Origin of the sequence: Gordonia sp. NPDC058843 (assembly GCF_042743165.1) — a bacterium.
Lineage (GTDB): Bacteria > Actinomycetota > Actinomycetes > Mycobacteriales > Mycobacteriaceae > Gordonia.
Window position 1 is genome coordinate 125,903 of record NZ_JBHYNC010000002.1, and the last position, 22,579, is coordinate 148,481.

The following is a 22,579-nucleotide window of genomic DNA, read 5'->3' on the forward strand; positions in this document are numbered from 1 at the left end:
CGACAATCTGTATGGTCCCTCTGGTGTAGAAGGGGAGCTTGTCGGTGGCAGCCGATATGATCTCACGCAACAACGAACATCGTCGTTGCAGTCAAGCGGGCGTCGTCACCACGACGGCAGCCCTCGTGCCTCGAGCTGCGCACGCAGTCGCTCCCGGCCGTGCAGCTACTCGGCGTCCGCGAGGCGGGTGAGAACCCTTGTGCTCCAGTCGCCATCGAGACCATGGCGACGGTAGTAACCGGACAGGACCTCGTCGTAGGCCTCCACGTGGGAGTCCGCGGACTCGGCGTCGTAGGTCTCGTGGTGGAGAACCGCCGCTTGGGGCAAGCGGGGTTTGACCCCTGCGGGTTCGGTCGGGTCGGGACGTCCGATCGCCAGCCCGAAGGTCGCGACCGCATGGTCGGGCAGGCCGAGTTCGTCGGCCACCTCCGAGGGATGATTGCGGACCGACCCGACGAACACCTTTCCGAAACCCAGTGATTCGGCGGCGACGACTGCGTTCTGGGCGGCGAGCGCGGTCTCGACGAACCCGACGATCGTGGACTCGAGGTAGTTGGCTGCGTCGAGGGCTACTGCTCGGCGCGCGGCGATCCGTCGTGCACGGCCGAGGTCGGCGACCCAGACGGGGAACAGTGGTGCGTCGACGATGCACCGCTGGTCGTTGGTCAGCGCCGACAGCCGGCGTTTGCGATCTGGGTCCCCGACCGCGATCACACTCCACGCCTGCAGGTTCGACGAAATTGGTGCCGACTGCGCCGCGGCGACGATGGCGTGCAACCGGCGGTCGTCGACGGGATCACCCGGCAGGAATCGGCGGACCGAACGGTGTGCCAGCTGGACGCCGAGGACGTCGCTGACGACGTCGAGAGTGGCTTCGGGGTCGGCGTAGCGTTCGGTGATCGTCCTGCCGAGGATGCTGATGTGAGGCGCATGGCGTGGCAACCCTCTCGCGCGGACTGGGCCGAAGTCGCCAGGGGACTCGCGGGGCCGGTCCGACAACGCCGCGACGGCGATCAGCCCTGGCGCGCCTTGAATCTGGGGTTGCCCTTGTTGATCACGTAGATGCGCCCCTTGCGCTTGACCACCTGCGAGCCGGGTTGGTTCTTCAACGAACGGATGGATGCACGAACCTTCAACGAAGCCTCCTTAATGGAAATTGTTTCCATTAAAGCAGGCTCGTCGCCGCGGGTCGACGGTCGGGTGTCAGACCTGCCAGGTGTGTACCGGCTCGCCCTCGTGCATCTGGGTCACGTAGTCGCGCAGCATGCCCTGCAACGCCTGCGGCCGGCTCTCGCCCGCGCGCTCTCGGGCCGCGACCGCCTGGCGCTGCCAGACCGACCCGGTCTGACGCGAGATGCAGCGGCCCTCGATCACCGACAGGTAGCGCTTGCGGGCCTTGTCGGAGACCCCGAACCTGCGCAGTCCGTCCTCGGCGAGCACGAGAAGCCGGCGGAGGACCAGTTCATCGGGTCGTACCCAGCCGACGTCGGGCCAGTACAGCTGCGACTCCATCCCGGTACGGGCGCCGGATTGCAGGTTCTCGGCGGCGGCGTTGAACGACATCCGCGACCACAGTGGCCGGTCGGATTCGACGAGGCCGCGGACGACCCCGTAGTAGAAGGCGGCGTTGGCCATCGTGTCGACGACGGTCGGGCCGGCGGGCAGCACGCGATTCTCCACGCGCAGGTGGGCCTGGCCCTCGTGGATGTCGTAGACCGGCCGATTCCAGCGATAGACGGTCCCGTTGTGGAGACGCAACTCGTCGAGTGTCGGGATGCGCCCGGCGTCGAGTTCGGCGAGCGGGTCGGTCTCGGTCGACACCGGAAGCAGGGCGGGGAAGTAGCGGGTGTTCTCTTCGAAGAGGTCGAAGATCGTGTTGATCCATCGCTCTCCGAACCACACTCGCGGTCGGACGCCCTGATTCTTCAATTCCAGCGGTCGGGTGTCGGTGGCCTGCTCGAAGACCGGGATTCGGCTCTCGTGCCACAAGGCGGTCTCGGCGAGGAACGGTGAGTTCCCGGCCAGGGCGACCTGCACCCCGGCGATGGCCTGCGCCGCGTTCCAGTGCGAGGCAAAGTCTTCCGGAGCCACTCGCAGGTGCAGCTGCAACGACGTGCAGGCGGCCTCGGGCAGGATCGAGTCGGTCGACGTCCGCAGGTGCTCGGTGTGGTGGGTGTCGGTCAGCGGAATCCCGGTGATGTCTATCTCGAGGTCCTCGCCCCGGGCGGCGAAGATCTGCTCGTTGAGCAGGTCGTACCGTGGGTTCGCCGAGATCCAGTGATGCGCAAAGTGTTCGGACTTCAGTGTCGGCAGCATGCCGATCATCACCAGGTGGCTCGACGTCTGCGCGGCCTTCTGTTCGGCCCGGTTGAGCGAGGTGCGCAGCGCCTGTTCGAGTGAAATCGTGTCGTCGATCGTGAACGGCCGCGGCGAGACGTTGATCTCGATGTTGAACTGTCCGAGTTCGGTCTGGTAGTCGGGATCGGCGATCGCCTCGAGTACGGCGGCGTTCGCCATCGCCGGGCGCATGTCCTCGTCGACGAGATTGAGTTCGACCTCCATGCCGAGGAGCGGCTTCGGCGGACGGCCCTGGTCGGTGAACAAACCGTCGGCGAGCATCCGGGCGATCGCCTCCGTCCCGCGACCCACCTGACGCCGGAAACGAACCCGGTCCTCCCCGGTGAACTGCTGCTTGGACACCTCGGCTCCCATGCGGTCAATACTGCCCGATCCATGCCGTTTCGAACCCTGTTGGAAGAATGGTCGGGTGCCACCACGCAGGAGAGTCGACCCAGCAGAGGTCCGAGCCGCGGTGCTGGCCGTCTCGGACTGGCTTCTCGACCCCACGGCGTCGCCTCCGGGGCGCGCCGCCCTCGCCGCCGCTGTCCGTCACTCGGCCCGGACGCTGGAACAGCTCGCCCCCGGCAACTCGGTCGAGGTCCGGGTGCCCCCGTTCGTTGCGGTCCAGTGCATCGAAGGACCCCGGCACACCCGCGGAACGCCGCCGAACGTCGTCGAGATGTCGCCACGGACCTGGCTGCTACTGGTCGCTGGGGTGCTCACCTACGGCAACGCGCTCGCCGCGGGCGACATCGACGCGTCCGGACACCGGGCGGGTCTGATCGCAGAACTGCTGCCGCTCGTCCCCATCACGTCACTGGGCGACCGGGAAACCGGAGTGTGATCCATCACTCGATGGGGTGTCGCGGAATTACCCGTCCGTCCACACCGCTGCAAGATTCGCATCGGGAGCCGAACGACCCGTAAACTCTCGAATGTCTCCCAGCCCACTCGACTGACCGATACGCAGCCCCAGGGGAGCTAGTCGATGCCTGATCATTCGATCGCCAACATGAACCTGCTCGCTCCCACGACGCCGGCGGGCGGATGCTCCGCACGCGGTGCGAGTGCGGTCAACCCGGCCCCGCTGGACGAACCCGAGAACGAACCGCGCGAGGAATGCGGTGTCTTCGGGGTCTGGGCGCCCGGTGAGGACGTCGCCAAACTGAGCTATTACGGGCTCTTCGCCCTCCAGCACCGCGGTCAGGAAGCCGCCGGAATAGCGGTGGGCGACGGCAGTCAGGTGGTCGTGTTCAAGGATCTCGGGCTGGTGAGCCAGGTCTTCGACGAGCAGACGCTCGGCGCGATGACCGGTCACGTGGCGATCGGCCACTGCCGGTACTCCACCACCGGTTCGACGACCTGGGAGAACTCGCAACCGATCTTCCGGACGACCGACGCCGGGACGGGCGTCGCACTCGGCCACAACGGCAATCTGGTGAACACCGCGGACCTCTCGGCCCGTGCCCGTGAGCAGGGGATCAAGAGCTCGGCGGCCACCTCGGACTCCGACGTGGTGGGCGCGCTGCTGGCCCATGGAGCGGCCGACAGCTCTATCGAGCAGGCTGCGATGGAGCTGCTACCGACCCTCAAGGGTGCGTTCTGTCTGACCTTCATGGACGAGCACACGCTCTACGCCGCACGTGACCCGCACGGCGTGCGCCCGCTGTCGCTCGGCCGCCTTGACCGCGGCTGGGTGGTCGCGTCGGAGACCGCCGCGCTCGACATCGTCGGTGCGTCGTTCGTCCGCGACATCGAACCGGGCGAACTTCTGGCCATCGACGCCGACGGGGTGCGCAGCTCACGTTTCGCCGAGCCGACCCCCAGCGGTTGCGTCTTCGAGTATGTCTATCTCGCCCGGCCCGATTCGGTGATCCATGGCCGTTCGGTCCACTCGACCCGCGTCGAGATCGGTCGCCGCCTCGCCAAGGAACATCCCGCCGAGGGTGACCTGGTGATCCCGGTGCCGGAGTCCGGCGTGCCGGCCGCCGTCGGTTTCGCCCAGGAATCGGGTATCGCCTACGGCCAGGGCCTGATGAAGAACGCCTACGTCGGCCGCACCTTCATCCAGCCGTCGCAGACGATCCGCCAGCTCGGCATCCGCCTGAAACTCAATCCGCTGCGGGAGGTCATCCGCGGCAAGCGGCTCGTCGTCGTCGACGACTCGATCGTGCGCGGCAACACCCAGCGCGCGCTGATCCGGATGCTGCGCGAGGCCGGAGCCGCCGAGGTGCACGTCCGCATCGCCTCGAGCCCGGTCCGATGGCCGTGCTTCTACGGCATCGACTTCGCCTCGCCTGCCGAACTCATCGCCAACGGCATGGAATCCGAGGCCGGCATGGTCGAGGGTGTCCGGCAGGCCATCGGCGCCGACTCCCTCGGATACATCAGCATCGACGAGATGATCAACTCGACCGGCCAGGCCGCCTCGGCCCTGTGCGCGGCATGCTTCGACGGGAACTATCCGATCGAATTGCCCAAGGAGACCTCGATGGGCAAGGCGGTTCTCGAACAGATGCTGGCCAGCGCTGCCGGTGACCGGTCGGTGGACCCGCTGACCAAGCCGAATGACAACGTCAGCGCGGTCATGCGGCCCTGATTCCGCGTCGTCGGCCCTCCGGTACCGTATGACCCGTCGGCGAACACGCCGGAAACAACGTTCGACCGAAGATCTTTTGGAACGGGAGTGCTGCGGTGATGACGGAGCGGGATGCTGCTGCCGACGAGACGGCCGGGAGCGCGACTCCGGCCTCGTATGCGGCGGCCGGGGTCGACATCGACGCCGGTGAGCGGGCTGTGGAACTCATTGCGCCCCATGCCAAGCGTGCGTCGCGTCCGGAAGTCCTCGGCGGGATCGGTGGCTTCTCCGGCCTGTTCGCGCTCAAGGGCAACTACCGGGAGCCGGTCCTCGCCGCCGCCAGCGACGGCGTCGGCACCAAACTCGCCGTGGCGCAGGCCATCGACAAGCACGACACGGTCGGCCGCGACCTCGTCGCCATGTGCGTCGACGACCTGGTCGTCTGCGGCGCCGAGCCCCTGTTCCTGCAGGACTACATCGCGGTGGGCAAGGTGATCCCCGAGACAGTGGCCCAGATCGTCGCAGGCATCGCCGACGGGTGCGTCGAAGCGGGTTGCGCGCTGCTCGGCGGCGAGACAGCCGAGCACCCCGGCCTGATGCAGGACAACCACTACGACCTGTCCGCCACCGCGGTGGGCGTCGTCGAGGCCGACAACGTGCTCACCCCGGATCGGGTCCGCGCCGGTGACGTCGTCATCGGGATGGGGTCGTCGGGACTGCACTCCAACGGCTACTCGCTGGCACGCAAGGTGCTGCTCGAGTGGGGCCACATGGACCTGTTCGGCCACGTCGAGGAGTTCGGGCGCACCCTGGGCGAAGAATTGCTGGAGCCGACCCGGATCTACGCCCGGGACTGCCTGGCTCTGATCGCCGAAGCCGATGTCCGCACCTTCGCGCACATCACCGGCGGCGGTCTCGCCGAGAACCTTGCTCGCGTGATCCCCAACGGACTCGTGGCCGAGCTCGAACGCAATACGTGGACGCCTGCGCCGATCTTCGCGCTGATCGGCCAGCGTGGCCGGGTCGAGCAGCTCGAGATGGAACGCACCTTCAACATGGGCGTCGGCATGGTCGCGGTCGTGGCGCCCGAGGACACCGATCGGGCGCAGGCCGTCCTCACCGCACGGCACGTCGACAACTGGGTCCTCGGCACGGTCAAGCGTGCGAGCGACCGGTCCGACACCGATTCGCGTGTCAGCCTGCTCGGCGAGCACCCGCGCTTTTAGTGCCGTGTCCCACCACTGACGCCGAGCTGCGGAGAACCTCCAAAACCCTCACTGTCGCAACGACAATCGTGCGTACCGCACATTCATGAGCAAGAACACCGACGCTCGCCGAAGGGGATCCCCTCGGCGAGCGTCGGTGTCTGATGACTCGGCGATCACCCCGTGACGAACACATGAGCACGCACCACCCATCGAGAAAATGGGTGGTGCGTACAGATCATGAGCCCGCGTCGCCGCGGGTCCGCTCACGCGGAGAATGTGTGGGGTGATCCCGGGCGTTGAGAATCAACGCCCGAGGAGTGTGCGCGTCAAGCGCGTCGCCACTCCTCTTCGTCCACCCAGTCGTCCACCGGATCAGGTCGATCTACAACCGGATCGCCCTGCCCGGAAAGCTCACGCTGCAAGCTTTCCAAATCGGTGTTCGGAGTGGAGTACTTCAGCTGACGTGCAACCTTCGTCTGCTTTGCCTTTGCCCGGCCGCGGCCCATATGGGACCCCCTCGCACAATGACGGGGCGGCCAAACACTTGGCGGCCCCGTTCTCTTGAAGTAATTCTGTCGTGCTGACCAGTCTAGCGCGCCTCTAACGTTTGTGTTGTCCACCCCGGGTTGCCGCGCCGACGCGTCTTTCCGACTTGTTCACCATCTTGGTCGCCTCGCGCCTGACCTTGGCGGGCAAATCGTCCCGGGCGAGCAGCGATCGGATCGCCTCGACGTCGCCGCCGGCGAGCAGATCGCGCGACCGCACCCCGTGATCAGGGCGGTGGACGACCGTGACCGAATCGCCCTCGGTCACGCTGCCGTTCTGGACAACACGCAGGTAGGTACCGAAATCCGCCTGGTCCAGAAAGCGCTTCATCCATCGCGGCTCACCCGCCCAGACCGCGAAGGTCTTGCAGGGGACGCGCGGGATCGTGACCTCGAGGACCAGCCCGTCGGTGCCCACTTCCCATCGTTCCCCGACGAACGCGTCGGTGACGGCCATCCCGTCGATCCGTAGGTTCTCGCCGAACCATCCGTAAGGAAGCTCACGTCCGAGTTCATCGGCCCATCGGCGCGCCTCGGCATCGGCATAGGCGTACACGGCCTGATCGACGCCGCCGTGGTGGCGCTTGTTGCCCACGTGGTCGTCGGCGAGGCCCAGTTCGCCGACGTCGAGGCGCCCGCTGCGGGCTCGCTTGTCGATGGCGGAGCGACCGATGCCCTCGAGGATCACGTCATCGCCGGCCGCGCACACGGCCAGCACCACACCCGTGCTCAACCGTCGCGTCCCGGAGCCACCGGACCGCTGCGGAGGCGTTCCACGGCCGCGCGTCCCGCCTGGACCCGGTCGTCGTCGCGGATCGAGTCCGGGTCGATCCGGGCACTCACGGCGGCTTCTCCCACGGACAACTCGACGTCGGCGCCGACGTTGCGTTTGACCAGAGCGAGTGCGATCGGCCCCCACTCGTGGTGGTCGACGACGGTGCCGAGCCGACCGACGGTGCGGCCGCCGGCCGTCACCGGGTCGCCGGGAACGGGGCGCTCGTCGACGCTGCCGTCCAGATGCAGCAGCACCAGGCGGCGTGGGGACTTGCCGAGGTTGTGTACGCGGGCGACGGTCTCCTGTCCGCGGTAACAACCCTTGTCGAGGTGGACCGCACCGAGCTCGTCCGGGCCGCCGATCCAATCGACCTCGTGCGGGATCGTGCGCTCGTCGGTGTCGGCACCCAGGCGGGGGCGACGGGCGGCCACCCGGAGGGCCTCGAAGGCCCAGCTGCCGGCCATCCGCGCGCCGGCGTCGGTCAGCGCGTCCCACCATCGGGTCAGCACGTATTCGGGCACGATCACGTCCACGACCGGCAGGTCCCGGTCCTCGCCGAGCGGGGGCATGCGGCGCCAGAAGCCGAGCGGTTCGTCCTCGTGATGTGACTCGGGGAGCCCGCCGGCCTGGTAGACGACGGTGTCGGGACCGATCTCCAGGAGATCGGCGATCGGTCCGTCGAGCGCTCCCGGCCCGATCAGCGTCACGACCTTCATGTCCGGCCGTGCGGCCGGTTCGGCCTTGGCCCAGAACACCATCCGGGAGAGGAAGGTGAGCAGCGGTTCGCCGCGGGTTCCTTCGGTGTCGATCCACGTGACACCGTCGATGTCGGTGAGGACGAAATGCTCCTCGACGCGACCGTTGGCGTCGAGAGAGAGGTTCTCCGCGCTCGACCGGTCGGGGAGGGTGGCGATGTGCTGGCTGGTGATCGTGTGCAGCCAGGTCAGGCGCTCGGCGCCGGCGATCTCGATCACCGAGCGGTCGGATCGGTCGACGATGATCACGCCGCTCTGGGCGGCTCGTTGTTCACCGAGGGGGTCGCCGTAGTGCCACGCGGTGTCGGCGGGGTGGAGGTCTCCGGGACCGGGTACCGCCCCGCCCTCGGAATGCCTGGTCAGGATGGGTGAACGGCTCACGCGTCGATTCTACGGGTCGATTCGGCACATGGCCGGGACGCATGGCAGCCTTCTATCCATGGCGGATTCGATTCTTGTCTCGCTCGACGGCGCACAGCACGATGCCGACGCTCCCTTCCTCCACGCCGACGACCTGGCGGCCGTCCGCGGCGACGGCATCTTCGAGACCCTGCTGGTCCGCTCCGGCCGGGCGCGGTGCGTACAGCTGCATCTCGAACGGCTGGCGCGTAGCGCGGCGGCGATGGACCTCGACGCACCCGATCTCGACGAGTGGCGTGCGGTGATCGAGGCCGCGACACAGGCGTGGACGAAGAAGCACGGTTCGGCCGGCGAGGCGCTGCTGCGGCTCGTCTACACACGCGGTCGTGAGCATGGTTCGACACCGAGCGCCTACGTCACCGTCGATGCGGTGCCCGACCGGGTGGCGGCGGCGCGCGCAGACGGGGTGCGGGTGGTCACGCTGGCGCGGGGTTTCTCGATCGACCTCGCGGCGTCGGCGCCCTGGCAGCTACTCGGCGCCAAGACCCTCAGCTACGCGACGAACATGGCTGCGCTGCGCCACGCGGCCGCCGAGGGCTACGACGACGTGATCTTCGTCAGCAGCGAGGGCGCCGTCCTCGAGGGGCCCCGGGCCACGGTCGTCGCCGTGTACGGCGACACCCTGGTGACCCCGCCCACCGAGATCGGGATTCTCGAATCGACAACCGTGCGTGCGGTGTTCGATGTCGCGGCGCGGGAGGGGTGGACCACCAAGACCGACGTCCTGCGCCCCGAGGACCTGGTGGCGGCCGATTCGGTGTGGCTGGTCAGCAGCGTGACGCTCGCGGCCCGGGTCACCCATCTCAACCGGTATGTGATGCCGGTTCCCGCCGACGCCGTGAAATTCACCGATCTGATCGATCGGGCCATCTCCGTGGACGACAATTGATCCCGGTCACTCGTACCTGATCTCACCGGTTGGGACACACGCCCCGAGCAGGTGAGTCCGAAGACACCGCTCCAAGCTGGTCGGCGGGACCTTTGGCGCTTGATCGGCCTGGTGACCAGGCGTAACGTCGCGCCTACGATCTACTACTACCGCTAGTAGTAGATCCCCGGCAGGTTTCGTCCGGCTCCCGCAGCCCGGGGGCAGGCAAGTCGATTCGAGGCGATATGGACGCTCTGGACGTCTCCAGATGGCAATTCGGGATCACGACCGTCTACCACTTCATCCTGGTGCCGCTGACCATCGGCCTCGCGCCGATGATCGCGGTGATGCAGACGGTGTGGCACGTCACCGGCAACGAGCAGTGGCTGCGGGCCACCAAGTTCTTCGGGAAACTCTTCCTGATCAACTTCGCGCTCGGCGTCGCGACCGGGATCGTCCAGGAGTTCCAGTTCGGCATGAACTGGAGCGAGTACAGCCGCTTCGTCGCCGATGTCTTCGGGGCGCCGCTGGCGCTGGAGGGACTCGTCGCCTTCTTCCTGGAGTCGACGTTCATCGGGCTCTGGATCTTCGGCTGGGACCGGTTGCCGCGACGGGTGCACCTGGCGTGTATCTGGTTGGCCGCCATCGGCGTCAACGCCTCGGCATACTTCATCATCGCCGCGAACTCGTGGATGCAGCACCCGGTCGGCGTCGCGTGGGACGAGGAACGTGGCCGGCCGGCGATGAACGACTTCGTCGCGGTGCTCACCAACAACACCACCCTTGCGGCCTTCCCGCACGTCATCGCCGGGGCCTTCCTCACCGCGGGCACCTTTGTCGCGGCCATCGGCATCTGGTGGATGGCCCGGAACTCCTGGCGCGCGAAGAAGATCCGCGAGGCCACCGAGACCGGCGACGTCGGCGTGATCCCGGACAGCACGTCACCGAGTCACGTCGACGCGAAGCCGGAGGATCTGGAGCGAGATGCCCGGGACCTGTGGCGCCCGGTCACCAGACTCGCGCTGTGGGTGACCATCGTCTCCGGTGTCGCCCTGTTCATCACCGGGGACATCCAGGCGCAGATCATGTTCAAGCAGCAGCCGATGAAGATGGCGTCTGCCGAGTCCCTCTGCGAGACCGAGACCGGCCCGGGATTCTCCGTCCTGTCGATCGGCCGCCAGAACAACTGCGAGAACATCGAACACGTCATCGAGATCCCGAAGATGTTGTCGTTTCTCGCGAACCACGACTTCGACTCGACCCTGCAGGGTGTCGAGGAACTGCAGGAGCAGTACACACAGGCCTTCGCGGGCCAGCCGAATGTGCCGGCGAATCAGAACTTCGCACCCAACCTCTTCGTGACCTATTGGGGCTTCCGGGCGATGATCACCTGGGCGCTCGGTTCGGTCGTCGTGGCCCTGGGTGGACTCTGGTTCACGCGGCGCAAGCGGGTGGTCGAATCCAGACGATTCGGTTTCATCGCCCTGCTGATGATCCCGACCCCGTTCCTGGCCAACAGTTCCGGCTGGATCTTCACCGAGATGGGACGCCAGCCGTGGATCGTCGCCCCCAACTGGGAGGACGATCTCGATCCGCTCCGGATCAGCATGCTGGTGCAGAACGGCGTCTCCAACCATTCCGCGAGCACCGTGCTGGTCACCCTCATCGGGTTCACCCTGCTCTACGGCGCCCTGGGGGTCGTGTGGTTCATGCTGCAGCGCCGCTATGTCATCGAGGGGCCGGCCGCACACGATTCGCGACCACCAGGCCACCTCGACGACGACGATTCCGAATCCGATGAGCCCAAACAGCTCTCGTTCGCGTACTAGAGGAGCGTGATCATGAGTCTCGAAGAAGTCTGGTTCCTGGTCATCGCGTTCCTGTTCGTCGGGTACTTCGTACTGGAGGGCTTCGATTTCGGTGTCGGCATGCTGATGCCGTTCCTCGGCGCCAGCCACACCGGCGGCGACGACAAGGTCGCCGCCGACGATCCCGAGGCCGACCCCGACAAGCGGCGCCGGGCGCTCCTCAACACCATCGGCCCGGTCTGGGACGGCAACGAGGTATGGCTCATCACCGCGGGTGCCGCGCTGTTCGCGGCGTTCGGCGGTTGGTACGCCACCATGTTCAGTGCGTTCTACCTACCGCTCTTCCTCATCCTCATCGGGCTCATCGTGCGGGTGTGCGCGATCGAGTGGCGGGGCAAGATCAACAATCCCCGTTGGCGCATGTGGTGCGACATCGGAATCGGGCTGGGGTCCTGGATCCCGGCGATCCTGTGGGGGGTGGCGTTTGCGAATGTCGTGCGCGGGTTGCCGATCGACGCCGACGCCCAGTACACCGGTGGATTCTTCAACCTCCTCAACCCGTACGCCCTGCTCGGCGGCGCCACCACTCTGCTTGCCTTCCTCACCCACGGCGCGGTGTTCCTGTCGCTGAAGACCTCTGGTGTGCTGCAGGAGGACTCGGCTCGCTATGCCGCCCGGCTCGCCTGGCCGACCATGTTCGTGGCTGCCGTGTTGCTGCTGTGGACCCAATTCGCCTTCGGCAATTCGTGGACGTGGATCCCGGTGCTGATCGCGGCCGTCGCCGCGGTGGGCATGGTCATCACCGCGCAGATGCGGCGTGAGGGTTATGCATTCATGTTCACGTTCATCGCGATCGCCGGCACGGTCGCCACCCTGTTCGCCGTGTTGTTCCCGAATGCGATTCCGTCCACCCTGAATCCGGAGTGGAACCTCACCATCGAGAACACGTCGTCGAGCGACTACACCCTCACGATCATGACGTGGGCGGCCGTGCTCATCACCCCGGTGGTGATGGGTTACCAGGCCTGGACCTACTGGGTGTTCCGCAAGCGACTGTCGGTCGCCCACATCCCGGACCCGGCCGGCCTTCCGTCGCTGCGCGTCCAGAGCAAGTGAGACGCGCGGCACGGCCTCCGCTGGACCCGCGATTGCTGCGGTACTCGCCGACGACCCGCCGCTACGTCGGGGTCACCGCGGCGTTCGCGGTGGCGGAGGTGGTCGCGATCATCGTGGTGGCGGCGATGGTGGCGTCGATCGTGTCCGAACTGATCGTGTCGCCGGCCGCGCGGTCGTTCGCCGCGCAGGGGGTCCACCTGACGGTGCTGGCCGCGGCCCTGGCGGCCCGGGCGGCGATGGCCTACGGGCACGACCGGTACGCACACCGTGCCGCCGAGCGGGCGATCGCCGAGTTGCGTGCCGAAGCCCTCGATGTCCTCACCGATCCCGCCCGCACCTCGCCGCGGTCGCTGACCGCGATCCGCGAACATGCGAGCACCGTGCTGCTCCGCGGGCTGGACGCGCTGGGTCCGTACCTGTCGGGTTATCTGCCGGCGCTGGTGGCCGCGGTGATCCTGACCCCGACCGTCACGGTTGTCATCGCATTCGCCGACTGGCCGTCGGCGCTGATCATCCTCGTCACCCTGCCGCTCATCCCGCTCTTCATGGTGCTCGTCGGACTGATGACGCGCGACCGCACCACGCGCAAGCTGGCGACGATGAGCCGGCTGAGTGCCCAGCTGCTCGACCTCATCGCCGGGTTGCCGACGCTGCGGGCCCTGAACCGGGCCGGCGCCCCGGCGACGCGCGTCGGCGAACTCGGCGAGGCGCATCGGCGCAGCACGATGAGTTCGCTGCGTGTCGCGTTCCTGTCGGGGGCCGTGCTGGAACTGCTCGCGACGCTCTGCGTCGCGCTGGTGGCCGTGAGCATCGGCCTGCGTCTGGTCTACGGCGAGATGTCGCTGTACGCAGGGGTTTTCGCGCTGATCCTGGCGCCGGAGGCGTACCTGCCGCTGCGCCGCGTCGGGATGCAGTTCCACAATTCGACCGACGGCCTGACCGCGGCCGAGCAGGTCTTCGGGCTCATCGGGCCGGGGTCTGGGGTATCGGGGCCTGACGCAACCGCCGCGGGACAGAGGGGCGTCACCGTTGCCGGGCAGCCGATCACGGTGCTCGACCTCGGGATCCACGGGCGCGACGGGTGGGCGCCGGAATGCCTTCGCGCGACGGTCGAGCCGGGTTCGCTGACCGTGTTCTCCGGTCCGAACGGGTCGGGTAAATCGACGGTGGTGGCGGCGATCATGGGCTTGCTCGCTCCCGACGAGGGGTCGGTGCTGATCGGGTCCACCCCGGTCACACAGGCCGACCCGGCGGCATTGCACGAACAGATCGCCTGGTTGCCGCAGCAGCCGGTCATCGTGCCGGGCACGGTCGCGGAGAACCTGGAGCTCTTCGGTGCCCTGGACCGTGACGCTGTCGAAGTCGCCTCCATGGCAAGCGGTTTCGCGGGCATCGTGGCCGAGTTGCCCGAACGGCTCGGCACGGTGTTGGGATCGGGCGGGGTCGGGCTCTCCGCCGGAGAGCGGCAACGCCTCGCGCTGACCCGCGTTCTCGCCTCGCCCGCACCGCTCCTGCTCCTCGACGAACCGACGGCCCATCTCGACGAAGCGTCCGAACGTGACGTGCTCACCGCGCTGCGCGATCGCGCCCGCGCCGGGGACACGGTCGTGGTGGTGGCGCACCGGGGCGTCGCACGCGACTTCGCCGATCAGCTGGTCGAGTTCCCGGCGGCCACCAACACGGCCGCGGAGGTCGACCATGCGCGATGACCCATTGATCCGGGCGCTCGGCTTCCTCGGGCTGCGGGGGCGTCCGACGATCGCCGCGCTCGCGCTCGGCGTCGGTGGATCGCTGTCGGCCCTCTTCCTCGCGGCGCTGTCGGCCTGGCTCATCACCCGCGCCTGGCAGATGCCGCCGGTGCTGTACCTGTCGGTCGCGATCACCGCGGTACGGGCACTGGGTATCTCGCGCGGTGTGTTCCGCTACCTCGAACGGTTGGCGACCCACGATCTGGCGCTGCAGTCCATGGCCACCGCCCGGCAGCGGGTGTACACGGCACTGGCGTCGGGCTCACCGGGATACTCGGTCACGCTGCGCCGGGGTGAACTGCTCAACCGAACCGGCGACGATGTCGACGAGATCGGCAACGCGCTCATCCGGGGTCTGATCCCGATCGGCATCGGTGCCACGACATCGGTGGCGGCGGTGGTGGTGATGGCTCTGGTGTCGGTGCCCGCAGCCGTGGTGCTCGCCCTCGCACTGGTCGTCAGCGGTGGTGTGGCGCCATGGCTGGCTGCTCGCGGCGGTGCCCGCGCGATCCGCGACGGCGCCCAGGCCGCGTCCGAGGCGACCGAGGCCGCCACGACAACCCTGTGGCACGCATCAGAACTCGTCGTCGCGCGTCGGCGCCACCGTGCACTCGCCGCGGCGGCCGAGGCCGACAGCCGGCACCTCGACGCCACCGACCGGGGTATCCGATGGCAGGCGTCGGCGGCTTCGGCAACTCCACTCGCGCTCGGCGCATCGTTGATCGCGGCGTGCGTGACAGCCATCGAATTGGCCTCGTCGACAACGGGTTCGCTCGCCGGAGTCAGTTCGGGAGAGGGGCTCACACCGATGATCCTCGGTGTGCTCGTCCTGCTCCCGCTGTCGGCGTTCGAGTCCACCGCACCGCTCACGGAGGCGGGGCTGCAGATCGAGCGCAGCCGCCAGAGCGCCGCCCGGGTGATGGCGCTCGTCGATGGTGCGAATCCCGACGGGGCGAATCCCGACGGGGCGCATTCCGACGTGACCGACGCCGAGATCCACCGATCCCCGGTTCACCTGACCGCCACGGATCTGCGCTGGGGGCATCCGGGCCGGGAGATCCTCGGTCCGGAAACGGGTGTGGATCTCGACCTGCGCCCGGGGTCGCGACTGATCGTCACCGGCCCGAGCGGTACGGGCAAGTCGACCCTGCTCCTCACGCTCGCGGGACTGCTGCCGCCGGTCGCCGGTGAGGTCGCCGGTACCGATGCGGGCGATGGTTCGGAGGTCGAGTTGCGTTCGGCGGCCTGTTACTTCGCGGAGGAGGCACACATCTTCTCGACGACGGTCCGGGAGAACCTGCGCGTCGCCCGCGGGGATGTCACCGACGCGGAGTTGGGAACCGCGCTCGCGGCCGTCGGGCTGGAGCGCTGGGCCGCAACACTTCCCGACGGCCTCGACACCGTCCTCGCCGGTGGTGCCGACGCGATCAGCGGCGGTCAACGACGGCGGTTGTTGCTCGCTCGTGCGTTGCTCCACCCGGCGCCGGTCGTCCTGCTCGACGAACCGACGGAGCATCTGGATGAAGCGGACGCCGACCAACTGCTGCGTCGTCTTCTAGGGGTCGAGCGGGATCTGTTCGGGCCCGATCGAACCGTCGTCGTCGTGACCCACCAGCCACCGGCCGACACCGGCGCTGCGCAGGTGCTCGAGTTGGCGGGCCGGCAGAGCAGCTCCGGGCGAGCGTAGGGACATCAATTGGTGCGCGGGTGGCGACTGCTCCCTGAGGTGCGAGCGACAGCGTGCCCCTGCTCCCTGAGGTGCGAGCGAAGCGAGCCACGAAGGGCTCAGAAACCTGTGTCACCAGGCCCTTCGTGGCTCGTCGCTAGCGCTCCTCGCACCTCAGGGAGCAGGTCGATGGTCGCTAGCGCTCCTCGCACCTCAGGGAGCAGGGGTGGGTCGCCTTCTTTCGGATCAGGGAGCAGAAGGGCGGGCGCGAAACAAGAACCGGGGCCGGACGCGCAACGTCGTCCGGCCCCGGCTCCCCCCTGTGAGAGGCTGGGAGGTCTAACCCGTGGACACCTCGTACCCAATCGGCAGCATCGTCGACTTGTGTTCGAGGAAGGACTCGAGGCCCTCGCGGCCGTTCTCGCGACCGATGCCGGAGTTCTTGTATCCACCGAACGGCGACTCGGGATCGATGGCGTACCAGTTGATCCCGAAGGTGCCGGTGCGGATCTTGGTGGAGATCTCGATACCGCGCTCGACATCGTTGGTCCACACCGTGCCGGCGAGTCCGTAGCTCGAGTCGTTGGCGATGGCGATGGCCTCGTCGACGTCGTCGTAGGCGATGACCGACAGCACGGGGCCGAAGATCTCCTCCTGTGCGATGGCCATGTCGTTGGTGACGCCGGTGAAGATGGTGGGGGTGAGGAAGTAACCGGAGTCGAGTCCGGCCGGTCGCTCGCTCTCGAGAACCGCGGTGGCACCGGCCTTCTTGCCGAGTTCGACGTACTCCTCGACCTTGTTCCGCTGGTTCTCGGTGATCAGCGGTCCGAGCTGGGCCTCCGGATCGGAGGGTAGCCCGACCTTCATCGCCTTGGCGGCCTCGACCATCGCGGCGACGATCTCGTCCTGCCGGCTGCGCGGCACCAGGATTCGGGTCTGGGCGACGCACGCCTGCCCGGTGTTGAACAGGCCGAGGAAGGTGAGCATGAAGGCGTTGGCGGCGAGGTCGACGTCGTCGAGGACGATGGCGGCCGACTTGCCGCCCAGTTCCAGCGAGCACCGCTTGAGGGTTTGCGCGCAGGCGGCGCCGATCGCCTTGCCGGCGGCGGTCGAGCCGGTGAAGGTGATCTTGTCCACGTCGGGGTGGGCGACGAGCGCCTGTCCGGTCTCGGTGCCGCCGGTGACCACCGAGATCGCTTCGGCGGGAACGCCGGCCTCGATGAACAGCTGGGCGATGTAGTTGCCGGTCATCGGGGTCTCGGGTGCGGGTTTGAGCACCACCGAGCAGCCTGCGGCGAGCGCGGCGCCCATCTTGTTGCAGGTGATGAACAGCGGGACGTTCCAGGCGCAGATGGCGCCGACGACGCCCACCGGTTCGCGGGTGATCCGGGTGGTGCCGAAGAGGCCGGTCCGGTACTCCTCCCACTGGTAGTCGCGGGCGGCGTTGGCGTAGGCGCGCAGCACGCCGGTGCCGGGGAGTTGCTGGAGGGTGCTGATCGCGCTCGGCGGTGCACCCATCTCGGCCGACACGAGCGCGGTGATCTCGTCACCGCGCTCGTCGATCAGATCGGCGACCTTCGCGATGATGTCGGCGCGCTGCGCGGGCGGTGTCGAACTCCAGACCCCGGAGTCGAAGGCGGCGCGCGCGGCGCGGACGGCGGTGTCCACGTCGGACGCATCGGCGAGCGGTACGGAACCGACACGTTCGCCCGTGGCGGGGGAGTGGACCTCGAGGGTCTCGGTGGAATGGGGATCGACCCACCGGCCGCCGATGAGCAACTGGGGTTGATCGCCCCCGCCGGCGAGGGCGGCGGGTTGGGACTCCACGGTCTCGGTCATTACGCGTGTGCTCCTCAGAGGACGGGGCCCTGCCCGGGCGTGAGCGGCGACAGCCGCCGACGGACAGGTGTGAACTACGGCACACGCAATACTAGAACACGTTCTAACTCTGATGCCAGGGTGGCCGTCAGAAACGGCCGAAGACCGCCCGCGCCTCCAGTCCCTGCATCACGTCGTCGAGGATCTCGATCTGGTCGGACGGCCGCTCCGACCCGAGAATCCGCTGCTGGTCATGGGGCTGGGCCACCGCCCGTGCCGCCCAGCGATGGATGGGTGAGAGGTCGGCGACCCGCGGGTCGGCGTCGATGATGGCGAGGGCGGCGATGATCGGCTCCGGGTCCTCGCCCGCGGCGGTGAGTCGCTGCCGCGTCAGGGTGTTCAGGCGTTCGTCGAGAGTGGCGAGACGCGCGAGGTCGGCGCGGCTCGGCTCCTGCTCGGAAAGGACGGTGATCCGAGCCTGGGGATACGGGTCGTCGGGCAGCCACTCCACGACCCGGAACCGGCGTCGGCCGATTGCCGACAGCGAAGCGCGGCCGTCCGGCCGCCGGCCGGTGATCTCGGCGTGGGCCATCGTGCCCACCTCGCTGCGCGTCTCGCCGCCACCGACCTCCGAGCCCCGCTCGATCAGCACCACCCCGAACCGGACCGTGGGCGGATCGGTGGACTCGTCGACATGGTCGTCCAGCATCTGGCGATAGCGCGGCTCGAAGATGCGCAGCGGCAGTTCCGCGCCCGGCACCAGTGCGGTGCCGAGCGGGAACATCGGCGCGACGAGTGTCTCGCCGGCCGTCGGTTCGGAAGTCAGGACCGGCTCATCTCAGGCCTTGGGCCTCGCGTCGAGCACGACCTCGAACTCGAGCAGGTCGGCACCCGAGGCGACCGGCTTGGCGCGCTCGCCGGAGTGCGCCTCCCGGGCCGGGCCCGACGTCCACGCCTGGAAATCCTCCTCGGACTCCCACTCGGTGACGACGAAGTAGCGGTCGTCACCCTTGACCGGGCGGAGCAGCTGGAATCCGAGGAATCCCTTGGACCCGTCCACCGAGTGGGCGCGATTGGCGAATCGCTTCTCCAGTTCGGGGCCTGCGCCCTCGGGGACGGAGATGGCATTGATCTTCACAACAGACATGCATCCACCATAGGCGCTGCGCACGGGCGTTCGTGGGGAACACCGACACGGGAGCGGACCCCGTGCCCGTCGTCGGCCTGACTGCGGTTCTGCGACTACAGTTCTGGCATGTTCGACGGTGAGGCTCCGCAGGAGACCGGTCTTCGCGACCACGGCGGCCCCGACGTCGCGGACGACGCGAACGGTCCGTCGACTCCGTCGGATCGCACGGCGCCGCCCATCGTGCTGCTGCACGGCCTGATGGGGCGCGGCCGCACCTGGCGGCGCCAGGTCCCGTGGCTGCGGCGATACGGCCGGGTGTTCACCTACGACGCCGCTTTTCACACCGGCGCCGACGCCGAAGATCCCTGCGGCGACGACGAACTCGCGACCGAACGGTTCGTCGCCGACCTCGCCGAGATCCTCACCTGGATCGACCGCGGACCCGCGATCCTCGTCGGGCACTCGATGGGGGCCCTGCACGCCTGGTGTGCGGCGGCGGACTACCCGGAACTGGTCGCGGCGCTGGTCGTGGAGGACATGGCCCCGGATTTCCGTGGTCGGACCACGACGAGCTGGACCCCGTGGTTCGAGTCCTGGCCGGACCGGTTCGCATCGGAGAACGAAGCCGTCGAGATGTTCGGCCCGGTCGCCGGACGCTACTTCTTCGAGGCCTTCGACGACGGGCTGTTACATGGACGGATTCCGTTGTGGGCCGCGATCGCCGAGGAATGGGGCCGACGCGACTTCTGGTCCCAGTGGCGTTCGGTCGGCGTGCCGGCGCTGTTGATCGAGGCCGAGCACGGGGTGACACCGCCCGGGCAGATGCGGACGATGTGCTCGGTCAACGACCATGCGCGGTATCTCCGCGTGCCCGGGACCGGCCACCTGGTCCACGACGACGCGCCGCACGTGTATCGCGGTGCAGTGGAGGCCTTTCTGTCCGGGCTCGACCTCTGAAGCTGCGGCACAACTGAATCGGGGCGCACACGACGGATCGTGTGCGCCCCGGGTGGAGTCGGGTGGATCAGGACGGATCGGCGGGCGCGATGGGCGCGCCGTTGAGCCGACGCCAGCAGTGCACCAGGAACAGCTGCGCGACCGGGGCCGCGACGATCAGGCCGACGTAGCAGACGAGAGCGCCGACCAGGTGGATCGCGTAGGTGACCAGCAGGGTCAGGATCGAGTCGCCGACCTTGGATTTGGTCAATTCGAACGAGGCCTTCATCGCGTCGACCGGCGACAATCCCTTGTCGATGGTCGCGACCACCGCGAACATCAGGAAGAACATTGCGATGATGCCCGGAATCACGCACAGCGCGGTGCCCACGCCGACGATGATGCCGACCAGGATTGCCGTTCCGATGACCGGTCCGAAGCGAATCGGGGTGAGGAACGACTTCGCCGTCACCGGCTCACCGTTGGCTACCCGGACTGCACCGGAGATGATGCTGGCCTGGATGTAGATGAGGCCGATGTAGAGCAACACGTACAGCAGGATCATCAGGATGAGCCCACCGGTGCCGAGAGTCGTCGTCTCGTAGGTGTAGCCACCGCCGAGATCGGTGGTCTCGGTCGAGCTGAAGAGTGCCGTGCCGAAGATCGCGAGAGCGAGGAACACCGCCAGCAACAGGAACACCGCGAGGCCCGGCAGGATCATCGCGCCGACGTTGTTCTTGAACTTGCCGAAGGCCCACGAGAACGCGGTGCCCACGTCGACCTTGCCCGAGTCGTAGGGCGCCCCCTGCGGATCCGGGGCTCCGGGGTAGGTCCCGGCATCGCCGTACTGCGGCCCACCCGGCGGCGGCGGAGGTGCCTGGCCGTACTGGGGTTGCGGTGGCGGTTGCTGGCCGTACGGCGGCTGCTGGGGAGGCTGCTGCCCGTACTGGGGCGGCGGCGGTGGCTGCTGCCCGTACTGCGGCGGCTGCTGGCCGGGGAAGCCGCCGGGTTGCTGCGGGTCCGGTGGCGGGACAGGGGGATACGGCGGCTGACTCATGGATCGGGACATTAGCAACGATCCGGCCGCAGCGGGAGACTATCTCTGAACGATCAAACGACTGGTCAATGATCGTGGCACGAATTATGGGTTCGCGGTGGCGGGTTCACGGACCCGGACCTGGACAGTCGTCTCAGGATCGTCGATTGCGCGCCGCCGAGACCGGGTTCATGCCTCGCCCGTCAGGCAGTACCGACCGCTCGGGGTGATCTCGACGAGTCCGTCGACGAGCAGGGAGTCCAGGGCGCGGTCGCGCTGGGCGGTGTCGGAGGTCCACACGACGTCGAGGGCGGCGCGGTCGACCGAATCGTTTGTGTTGCGAAGGACATCCAGGAGCAGCCCGCGTACCTGGCGGTCGGTACCGGCGAACTTCTGCACCCTGCGCGGTGGCCCGGCGTGCGCCGGCCGGCCGAGCCCGACCCAGGTGCAGTCGACGAGAGGGCAGTTGTCGCACTTGGGGTTTCGGGCCGTACAGACCAGCGCGCCGAGTTCCATCAGTGCCGCCGAGAAGCGCGGGGCCGATGCGGCGTAGGTGCCGTCGGCGGCGCGCGGGAGCAGCGCCTCGGCGTCGGCGAGATCCCGCCGAGACGGGTTCGCCGGCTGCTCGCGGCCGTGGACCGCGCGGACGATGACCCGCCGGACGTTGGTGTCGACGACCGGCACGGTCTGGCCGTAGGCGAAGCAGGCGACCGCGCGCGCGGTGTAGTCGCCGATCCCGGGCAGGGTCAGCATGGTCTCGACGTCGTCGGGGACGCGATCGCCGTGGTCGGCGGCCAGCACCTTGGCGCATTCGTGGAGTCGCAGAGCGCGTCGTGGGTACCCGAGCTTGCCCCAGGCCCGCAGGACCTCGCCCGCCGGTTCGGCCGCCATCGCCGACGGAACCGGCCAGCGCCGGACCCACTCCCGCCAGGGTTCGATCACCCGGGACACCGGCGTCTGCTGCAACATGATCTCGCTGATGAGGATCTGCCAGCCGGTGCAGGACGGATCACGCCACGGGAGATCTCGTTCATGGGTATCGAACCAACCGAGCAGGCGGCCCGGTGGCACACTAGTGGGCATGACCGCTAAGACACCACGTGAGGCGTGGCGCATCCTGCGCGACGGCAACAATCGATTTGTGACAGGCGAATCTCAGCATCCCAGCCAGGGTATCGAGGACCGTGCACGACTCGTCGGAGGTCAGCATCCACATGTGGTGCTCTTCGGTTGTGCCGACTCGCGACTCTCCGCCGAGATCATCTTCGACCAGGGACTCGGTGACATGTTCGTCGTCCGGACCGCCGGTCACGTGATCGATTCGGCGGTCCTGGGCTCGCTCGAGTACGCCGTCGAGGTGCTGCAGGTCCCGCTCATCGTGATCCTCGGACACGACAGCTGTGGTGCGGTGAAGGCGACGCTCGACGCACTCGACGACAACCAGATTCCCGGTGGCTACATCCGCGACGTCGTGGAGCGGGTGACCCCCAGCATCCTCGCCGGTCGCAGCGAGGGGCTGACGCGGGTCGACGAGTTCGAGGCCCGCCACGTGGTGGAGACCGGCCAGCTTCTCATGCAGCGCAGCCGCACCATCGCCGATCGGATCAGCACCGGCCGGCTGGCCATCGTCGGCCTGACCTATCAGCTCAACGAAGGCCAGGTCAACGTCCAGGGTGTGTACGGCGACATCGGTGAACGTCCGTCGCCCACTGCCGTGGCCGCTGAAATCGCCTGACTGCCGAATCTGGACGACCGCCGACCCTTCGAGACGGCCCAGCCGCGCGCTCCGGGGCCTCATCAGGGAGCGGTGGTGACGGCTAGGACCTGAAGGCG

Annotated in this window: 21 protein-coding genes; 10 read left to right on the forward strand and 11 right to left on the reverse strand. The window is 68.0% G+C overall.

What is annotated here, in order from left to right; translation table 11 throughout:
* Positions 1–165: 165 nt before the first annotated feature.
* The 3 genes from ACFW3F_RS02355 to ACFW3F_RS02365 all read right to left on the reverse strand — a co-directional run bounded on the left by ACFW3F_RS02355 (position 166) and on the right by ACFW3F_RS02365 (position 2,712).
* Entirely contained in the window at positions 166–942 is a 777-nt protein-coding gene (locus tag ACFW3F_RS02355; protein WP_388053936.1) for an NADPH-dependent oxidoreductase, read from the reverse strand.
* A gap of 71 nt (positions 943–1,013) precedes the next feature.
* The gene (gene ykgO, locus ACFW3F_RS02360) at positions 1,014–1,136 is read right to left on the reverse strand and encodes a type B 50S ribosomal protein L36 (RefSeq protein WP_033205406.1); all 123 of its coding nucleotides are present in this window, start codon (positions 1,134–1,136) and stop codon (positions 1,014–1,016) included.
* A 67-nt stretch (positions 1,137–1,203) separates the two neighbouring features.
* The gene (locus ACFW3F_RS02365; protein WP_388053938.1) at positions 1,204–2,712 is read right to left on the reverse strand and encodes a glutamate--cysteine ligase; all 1,509 of its coding nucleotides are present in this window, start codon (positions 2,710–2,712) and stop codon (positions 1,204–1,206) included.
* 55 nt (positions 2,713–2,767) lie between these two features.
* Here ACFW3F_RS02365 and ACFW3F_RS02370 point away from each other — a divergent pair, with 55 nt between their 5' ends.
* The 3 genes from ACFW3F_RS02370 (at position 2,768) to purM (ending at position 6,144) form a co-directional block, all read left to right on the forward strand.
* Entirely contained in the window at positions 2,768–3,184 is a 417-nt protein-coding gene (locus tag ACFW3F_RS02370; RefSeq protein ID WP_388053940.1) for a sterol carrier family protein, read from the forward strand.
* 144 nt (positions 3,185–3,328) lie between these two features.
* Complete coding sequence (gene purF / locus ACFW3F_RS02375) at positions 3,329–4,939, forward strand: amidophosphoribosyltransferase (RefSeq protein WP_388053942.1); 1,611 nt, start codon at positions 3,329–3,331, stop codon at positions 4,937–4,939.
* A gap of 98 nt (positions 4,940–5,037) precedes the next feature.
* Entirely contained in the window at positions 5,038–6,144 is a 1,107-nt protein-coding gene (purM, locus tag ACFW3F_RS02380; RefSeq protein WP_388053944.1) for a phosphoribosylformylglycinamidine cyclo-ligase, read from the forward strand.
* Between the two features lie 308 nt (positions 6,145–6,452).
* On the opposite strand, the gene ACFW3F_RS02385 is transcribed toward purM, so the two are convergent.
* From ACFW3F_RS02385 to ACFW3F_RS02395, 3 genes are all read right to left on the reverse strand, one after another.
* Entirely contained in the window at positions 6,453–6,632 is a 180-nt protein-coding gene (locus ACFW3F_RS02385; protein WP_004020923.1) for a DUF3073 domain-containing protein, read from the reverse strand.
* A 94-nt stretch (positions 6,633–6,726) separates the two neighbouring features.
* On the reverse strand, positions 6,727–7,404 hold the full coding sequence (locus ACFW3F_RS02390) for an MOSC domain-containing protein (RefSeq protein ID WP_388053946.1): 678 nt from the start codon (positions 7,402–7,404) through the stop codon (positions 6,727–6,729).
* Positions 7,401–8,582: a YgfZ/GcvT domain-containing protein gene (locus ACFW3F_RS02395; RefSeq protein ID WP_388053948.1), complete on the reverse strand. Its 1,182-nt coding sequence runs from the start codon at positions 8,580–8,582 to the stop codon at positions 7,401–7,403. The genes ACFW3F_RS02390 and ACFW3F_RS02395 overlap by 4 nt, the downstream gene beginning before the upstream one ends.
* 58 nt (positions 8,583–8,640) lie before the next feature.
* Between ACFW3F_RS02395 and ACFW3F_RS02400 the strand changes: the two genes are divergently transcribed.
* From ACFW3F_RS02400 to cydC, 5 genes are all read left to right on the forward strand, one after another.
* On the forward strand, positions 8,641–9,510 hold the full coding sequence (locus ACFW3F_RS02400; protein WP_388053950.1) for an aminodeoxychorismate lyase: 870 nt from the start codon (positions 8,641–8,643) through the stop codon (positions 9,508–9,510).
* A gap of 224 nt (positions 9,511–9,734) precedes the next feature.
* Complete coding sequence (locus ACFW3F_RS02405; RefSeq protein ID WP_388053952.1) at positions 9,735–11,318, forward strand: cytochrome ubiquinol oxidase subunit I; 1,584 nt, start codon at positions 9,735–9,737, stop codon at positions 11,316–11,318.
* Positions 11,319–11,330: 12 nt separating this feature from the next.
* Positions 11,331–12,413: a cytochrome d ubiquinol oxidase subunit II gene (gene cydB / locus ACFW3F_RS02410; RefSeq protein ID WP_388053954.1), complete on the forward strand. Its 1,083-nt coding sequence runs from the start codon at positions 11,331–11,333 to the stop codon at positions 12,411–12,413.
* On the forward strand, positions 12,410–14,122 hold the full coding sequence (gene cydD / locus ACFW3F_RS02415) for a thiol reductant ABC exporter subunit CydD (RefSeq protein WP_388053956.1): 1,713 nt from the start codon (positions 12,410–12,412) through the stop codon (positions 14,120–14,122). The genes cydB and cydD overlap by 4 nt, the downstream gene beginning before the upstream one ends.
* A complete protein-coding gene (gene cydC, locus ACFW3F_RS02420; protein WP_388053958.1) occupies positions 14,112–15,848 on the forward strand; it encodes a thiol reductant ABC exporter subunit CydC in 1,737 nt (578 codons plus the stop codon). The genes cydD and cydC overlap by 11 nt, the downstream gene beginning before the upstream one ends.
* Before the next feature lie 318 nt (positions 15,849–16,166).
* On the opposite strand, the gene ACFW3F_RS02425 is transcribed toward cydC, so the two are convergent.
* The 3 genes from ACFW3F_RS02425 to ACFW3F_RS02435 form a co-directional block, all read right to left on the reverse strand.
* Positions 16,167–17,666: an aldehyde dehydrogenase gene (locus tag ACFW3F_RS02425; protein ID WP_388053960.1), complete on the reverse strand. Its 1,500-nt coding sequence runs from the start codon at positions 17,664–17,666 to the stop codon at positions 16,167–16,169.
* 127 nt (positions 17,667–17,793) lie between these two features.
* A complete protein-coding gene (locus ACFW3F_RS02430; RefSeq protein ID WP_388053962.1) occupies positions 17,794–18,429 on the reverse strand; it encodes an LON peptidase substrate-binding domain-containing protein in 636 nt (211 codons plus the stop codon).
* A 54-nt stretch (positions 18,430–18,483) separates the two neighbouring features.
* On the reverse strand, positions 18,484–18,792 hold the full coding sequence (locus ACFW3F_RS02435; RefSeq protein WP_388053963.1) for an antibiotic biosynthesis monooxygenase family protein: 309 nt from the start codon (positions 18,790–18,792) through the stop codon (positions 18,484–18,486).
* Between the two features lie 108 nt (positions 18,793–18,900).
* On the opposite strand from ACFW3F_RS02435, the gene ACFW3F_RS02440 reads away from it, so the two are divergent.
* Entirely contained in the window at positions 18,901–19,731 is an 831-nt protein-coding gene (locus tag ACFW3F_RS02440) for an alpha/beta fold hydrolase (protein WP_388053965.1), read from the forward strand.
* 67 nt (positions 19,732–19,798) lie between these two features.
* On the opposite strand, the gene ACFW3F_RS02445 is transcribed toward ACFW3F_RS02440, so the two are convergent.
* Positions 19,799–20,767, reverse strand: coding sequence for a hypothetical protein (locus ACFW3F_RS02445; RefSeq protein ID WP_388053967.1), 969 nt, complete (start codon positions 20,765–20,767; stop codon positions 19,799–19,801).
* Positions 20,768–20,935: 168 nt separating this feature from the next.
* Complete coding sequence (locus ACFW3F_RS02450) at positions 20,936–21,829, reverse strand: A/G-specific adenine glycosylase (protein ID WP_388053969.1); 894 nt, start codon at positions 21,827–21,829, stop codon at positions 20,936–20,938.
* Here ACFW3F_RS02450 and ACFW3F_RS02455 point away from each other — a divergent pair.
* Complete coding sequence (locus ACFW3F_RS02455; RefSeq protein WP_388053971.1) at positions 21,828–22,481, forward strand: carbonic anhydrase; 654 nt, start codon at positions 21,828–21,830, stop codon at positions 22,479–22,481. The genes ACFW3F_RS02450 and ACFW3F_RS02455 overlap by 2 nt on opposite strands.
* The last annotated feature ends 98 nt before the right edge of the window (positions 22,482–22,579 follow it).

Bases quoted from the DNA above. Each gene is read 5' to 3' on its own strand.
- ACFW3F_RS02365 (WP_388053938.1), bottom strand. From the start codon at position 2,712: ATGGGAGCCGAGGTGTCCAAGCAGCAGTTCACCGGGGAGGACCGGGTT.
- purF (WP_388053942.1), top strand. From the start codon at position 3,329: ATGCCTGATCATTCGATCGCCAACATGAACCTGCTCGCTCCCACGACG.
- purM (WP_388053944.1), top strand. From the start codon at position 5,038: ATGACGGAGCGGGATGCTGCTGCCGACGAGACGGCCGGGAGCGCGACT.
- ACFW3F_RS02385 (WP_004020923.1), bottom strand. From the start codon at position 6,632: ATGGGCCGCGGCCGGGCAAAGGCAAAGCAGACGAAGGTTGCACGTCAG.
- ACFW3F_RS02400 (WP_388053950.1), top strand. From the start codon at position 8,641: ATGGCGGATTCGATTCTTGTCTCGCTCGACGGCGCACAGCACGATGCC.
- ACFW3F_RS02405 (WP_388053952.1), top strand. From the start codon at position 9,735: ATGGACGCTCTGGACGTCTCCAGATGGCAATTCGGGATCACGACCGTC.
- cydB (WP_388053954.1), top strand. From the start codon at position 11,331: ATGAGTCTCGAAGAAGTCTGGTTCCTGGTCATCGCGTTCCTGTTCGTC.
- cydC (WP_388053958.1), top strand. From the start codon at position 14,112: ATGCGCGATGACCCATTGATCCGGGCGCTCGGCTTCCTCGGGCTGCGG.
- ACFW3F_RS02425 (WP_388053960.1), bottom strand. From the start codon at position 17,666: ATGACCGAGACCGTGGAGTCCCAACCCGCCGCCCTCGCCGGCGGGGGC.
- ACFW3F_RS02430 (WP_388053962.1), bottom strand. From the start codon at position 18,429: ATGTTCCCGCTCGGCACCGCACTGGTGCCGGGCGCGGAACTGCCGCTG.
- ACFW3F_RS02435 (WP_388053963.1), bottom strand. From the start codon at position 18,792: ATGTCTGTTGTGAAGATCAATGCCATCTCCGTCCCCGAGGGCGCAGGC.
- ACFW3F_RS02440 (WP_388053965.1), top strand. From the start codon at position 18,901: ATGTTCGACGGTGAGGCTCCGCAGGAGACCGGTCTTCGCGACCACGGC.
- ACFW3F_RS02445 (WP_388053967.1), bottom strand. From the start codon at position 20,767: ATGAGTCAGCCGCCGTATCCCCCTGTCCCGCCACCGGACCCGCAGCAA.
- ACFW3F_RS02455 (WP_388053971.1), top strand. From the start codon at position 21,828: ATGACCGCTAAGACACCACGTGAGGCGTGGCGCATCCTGCGCGACGGC.
- ACFW3F_RS02450 (WP_388053969.1), bottom strand. From the start codon at position 21,829: ATGCCCACTAGTGTGCCACCGGGCCGCCTGCTCGGTTGGTTCGATACC.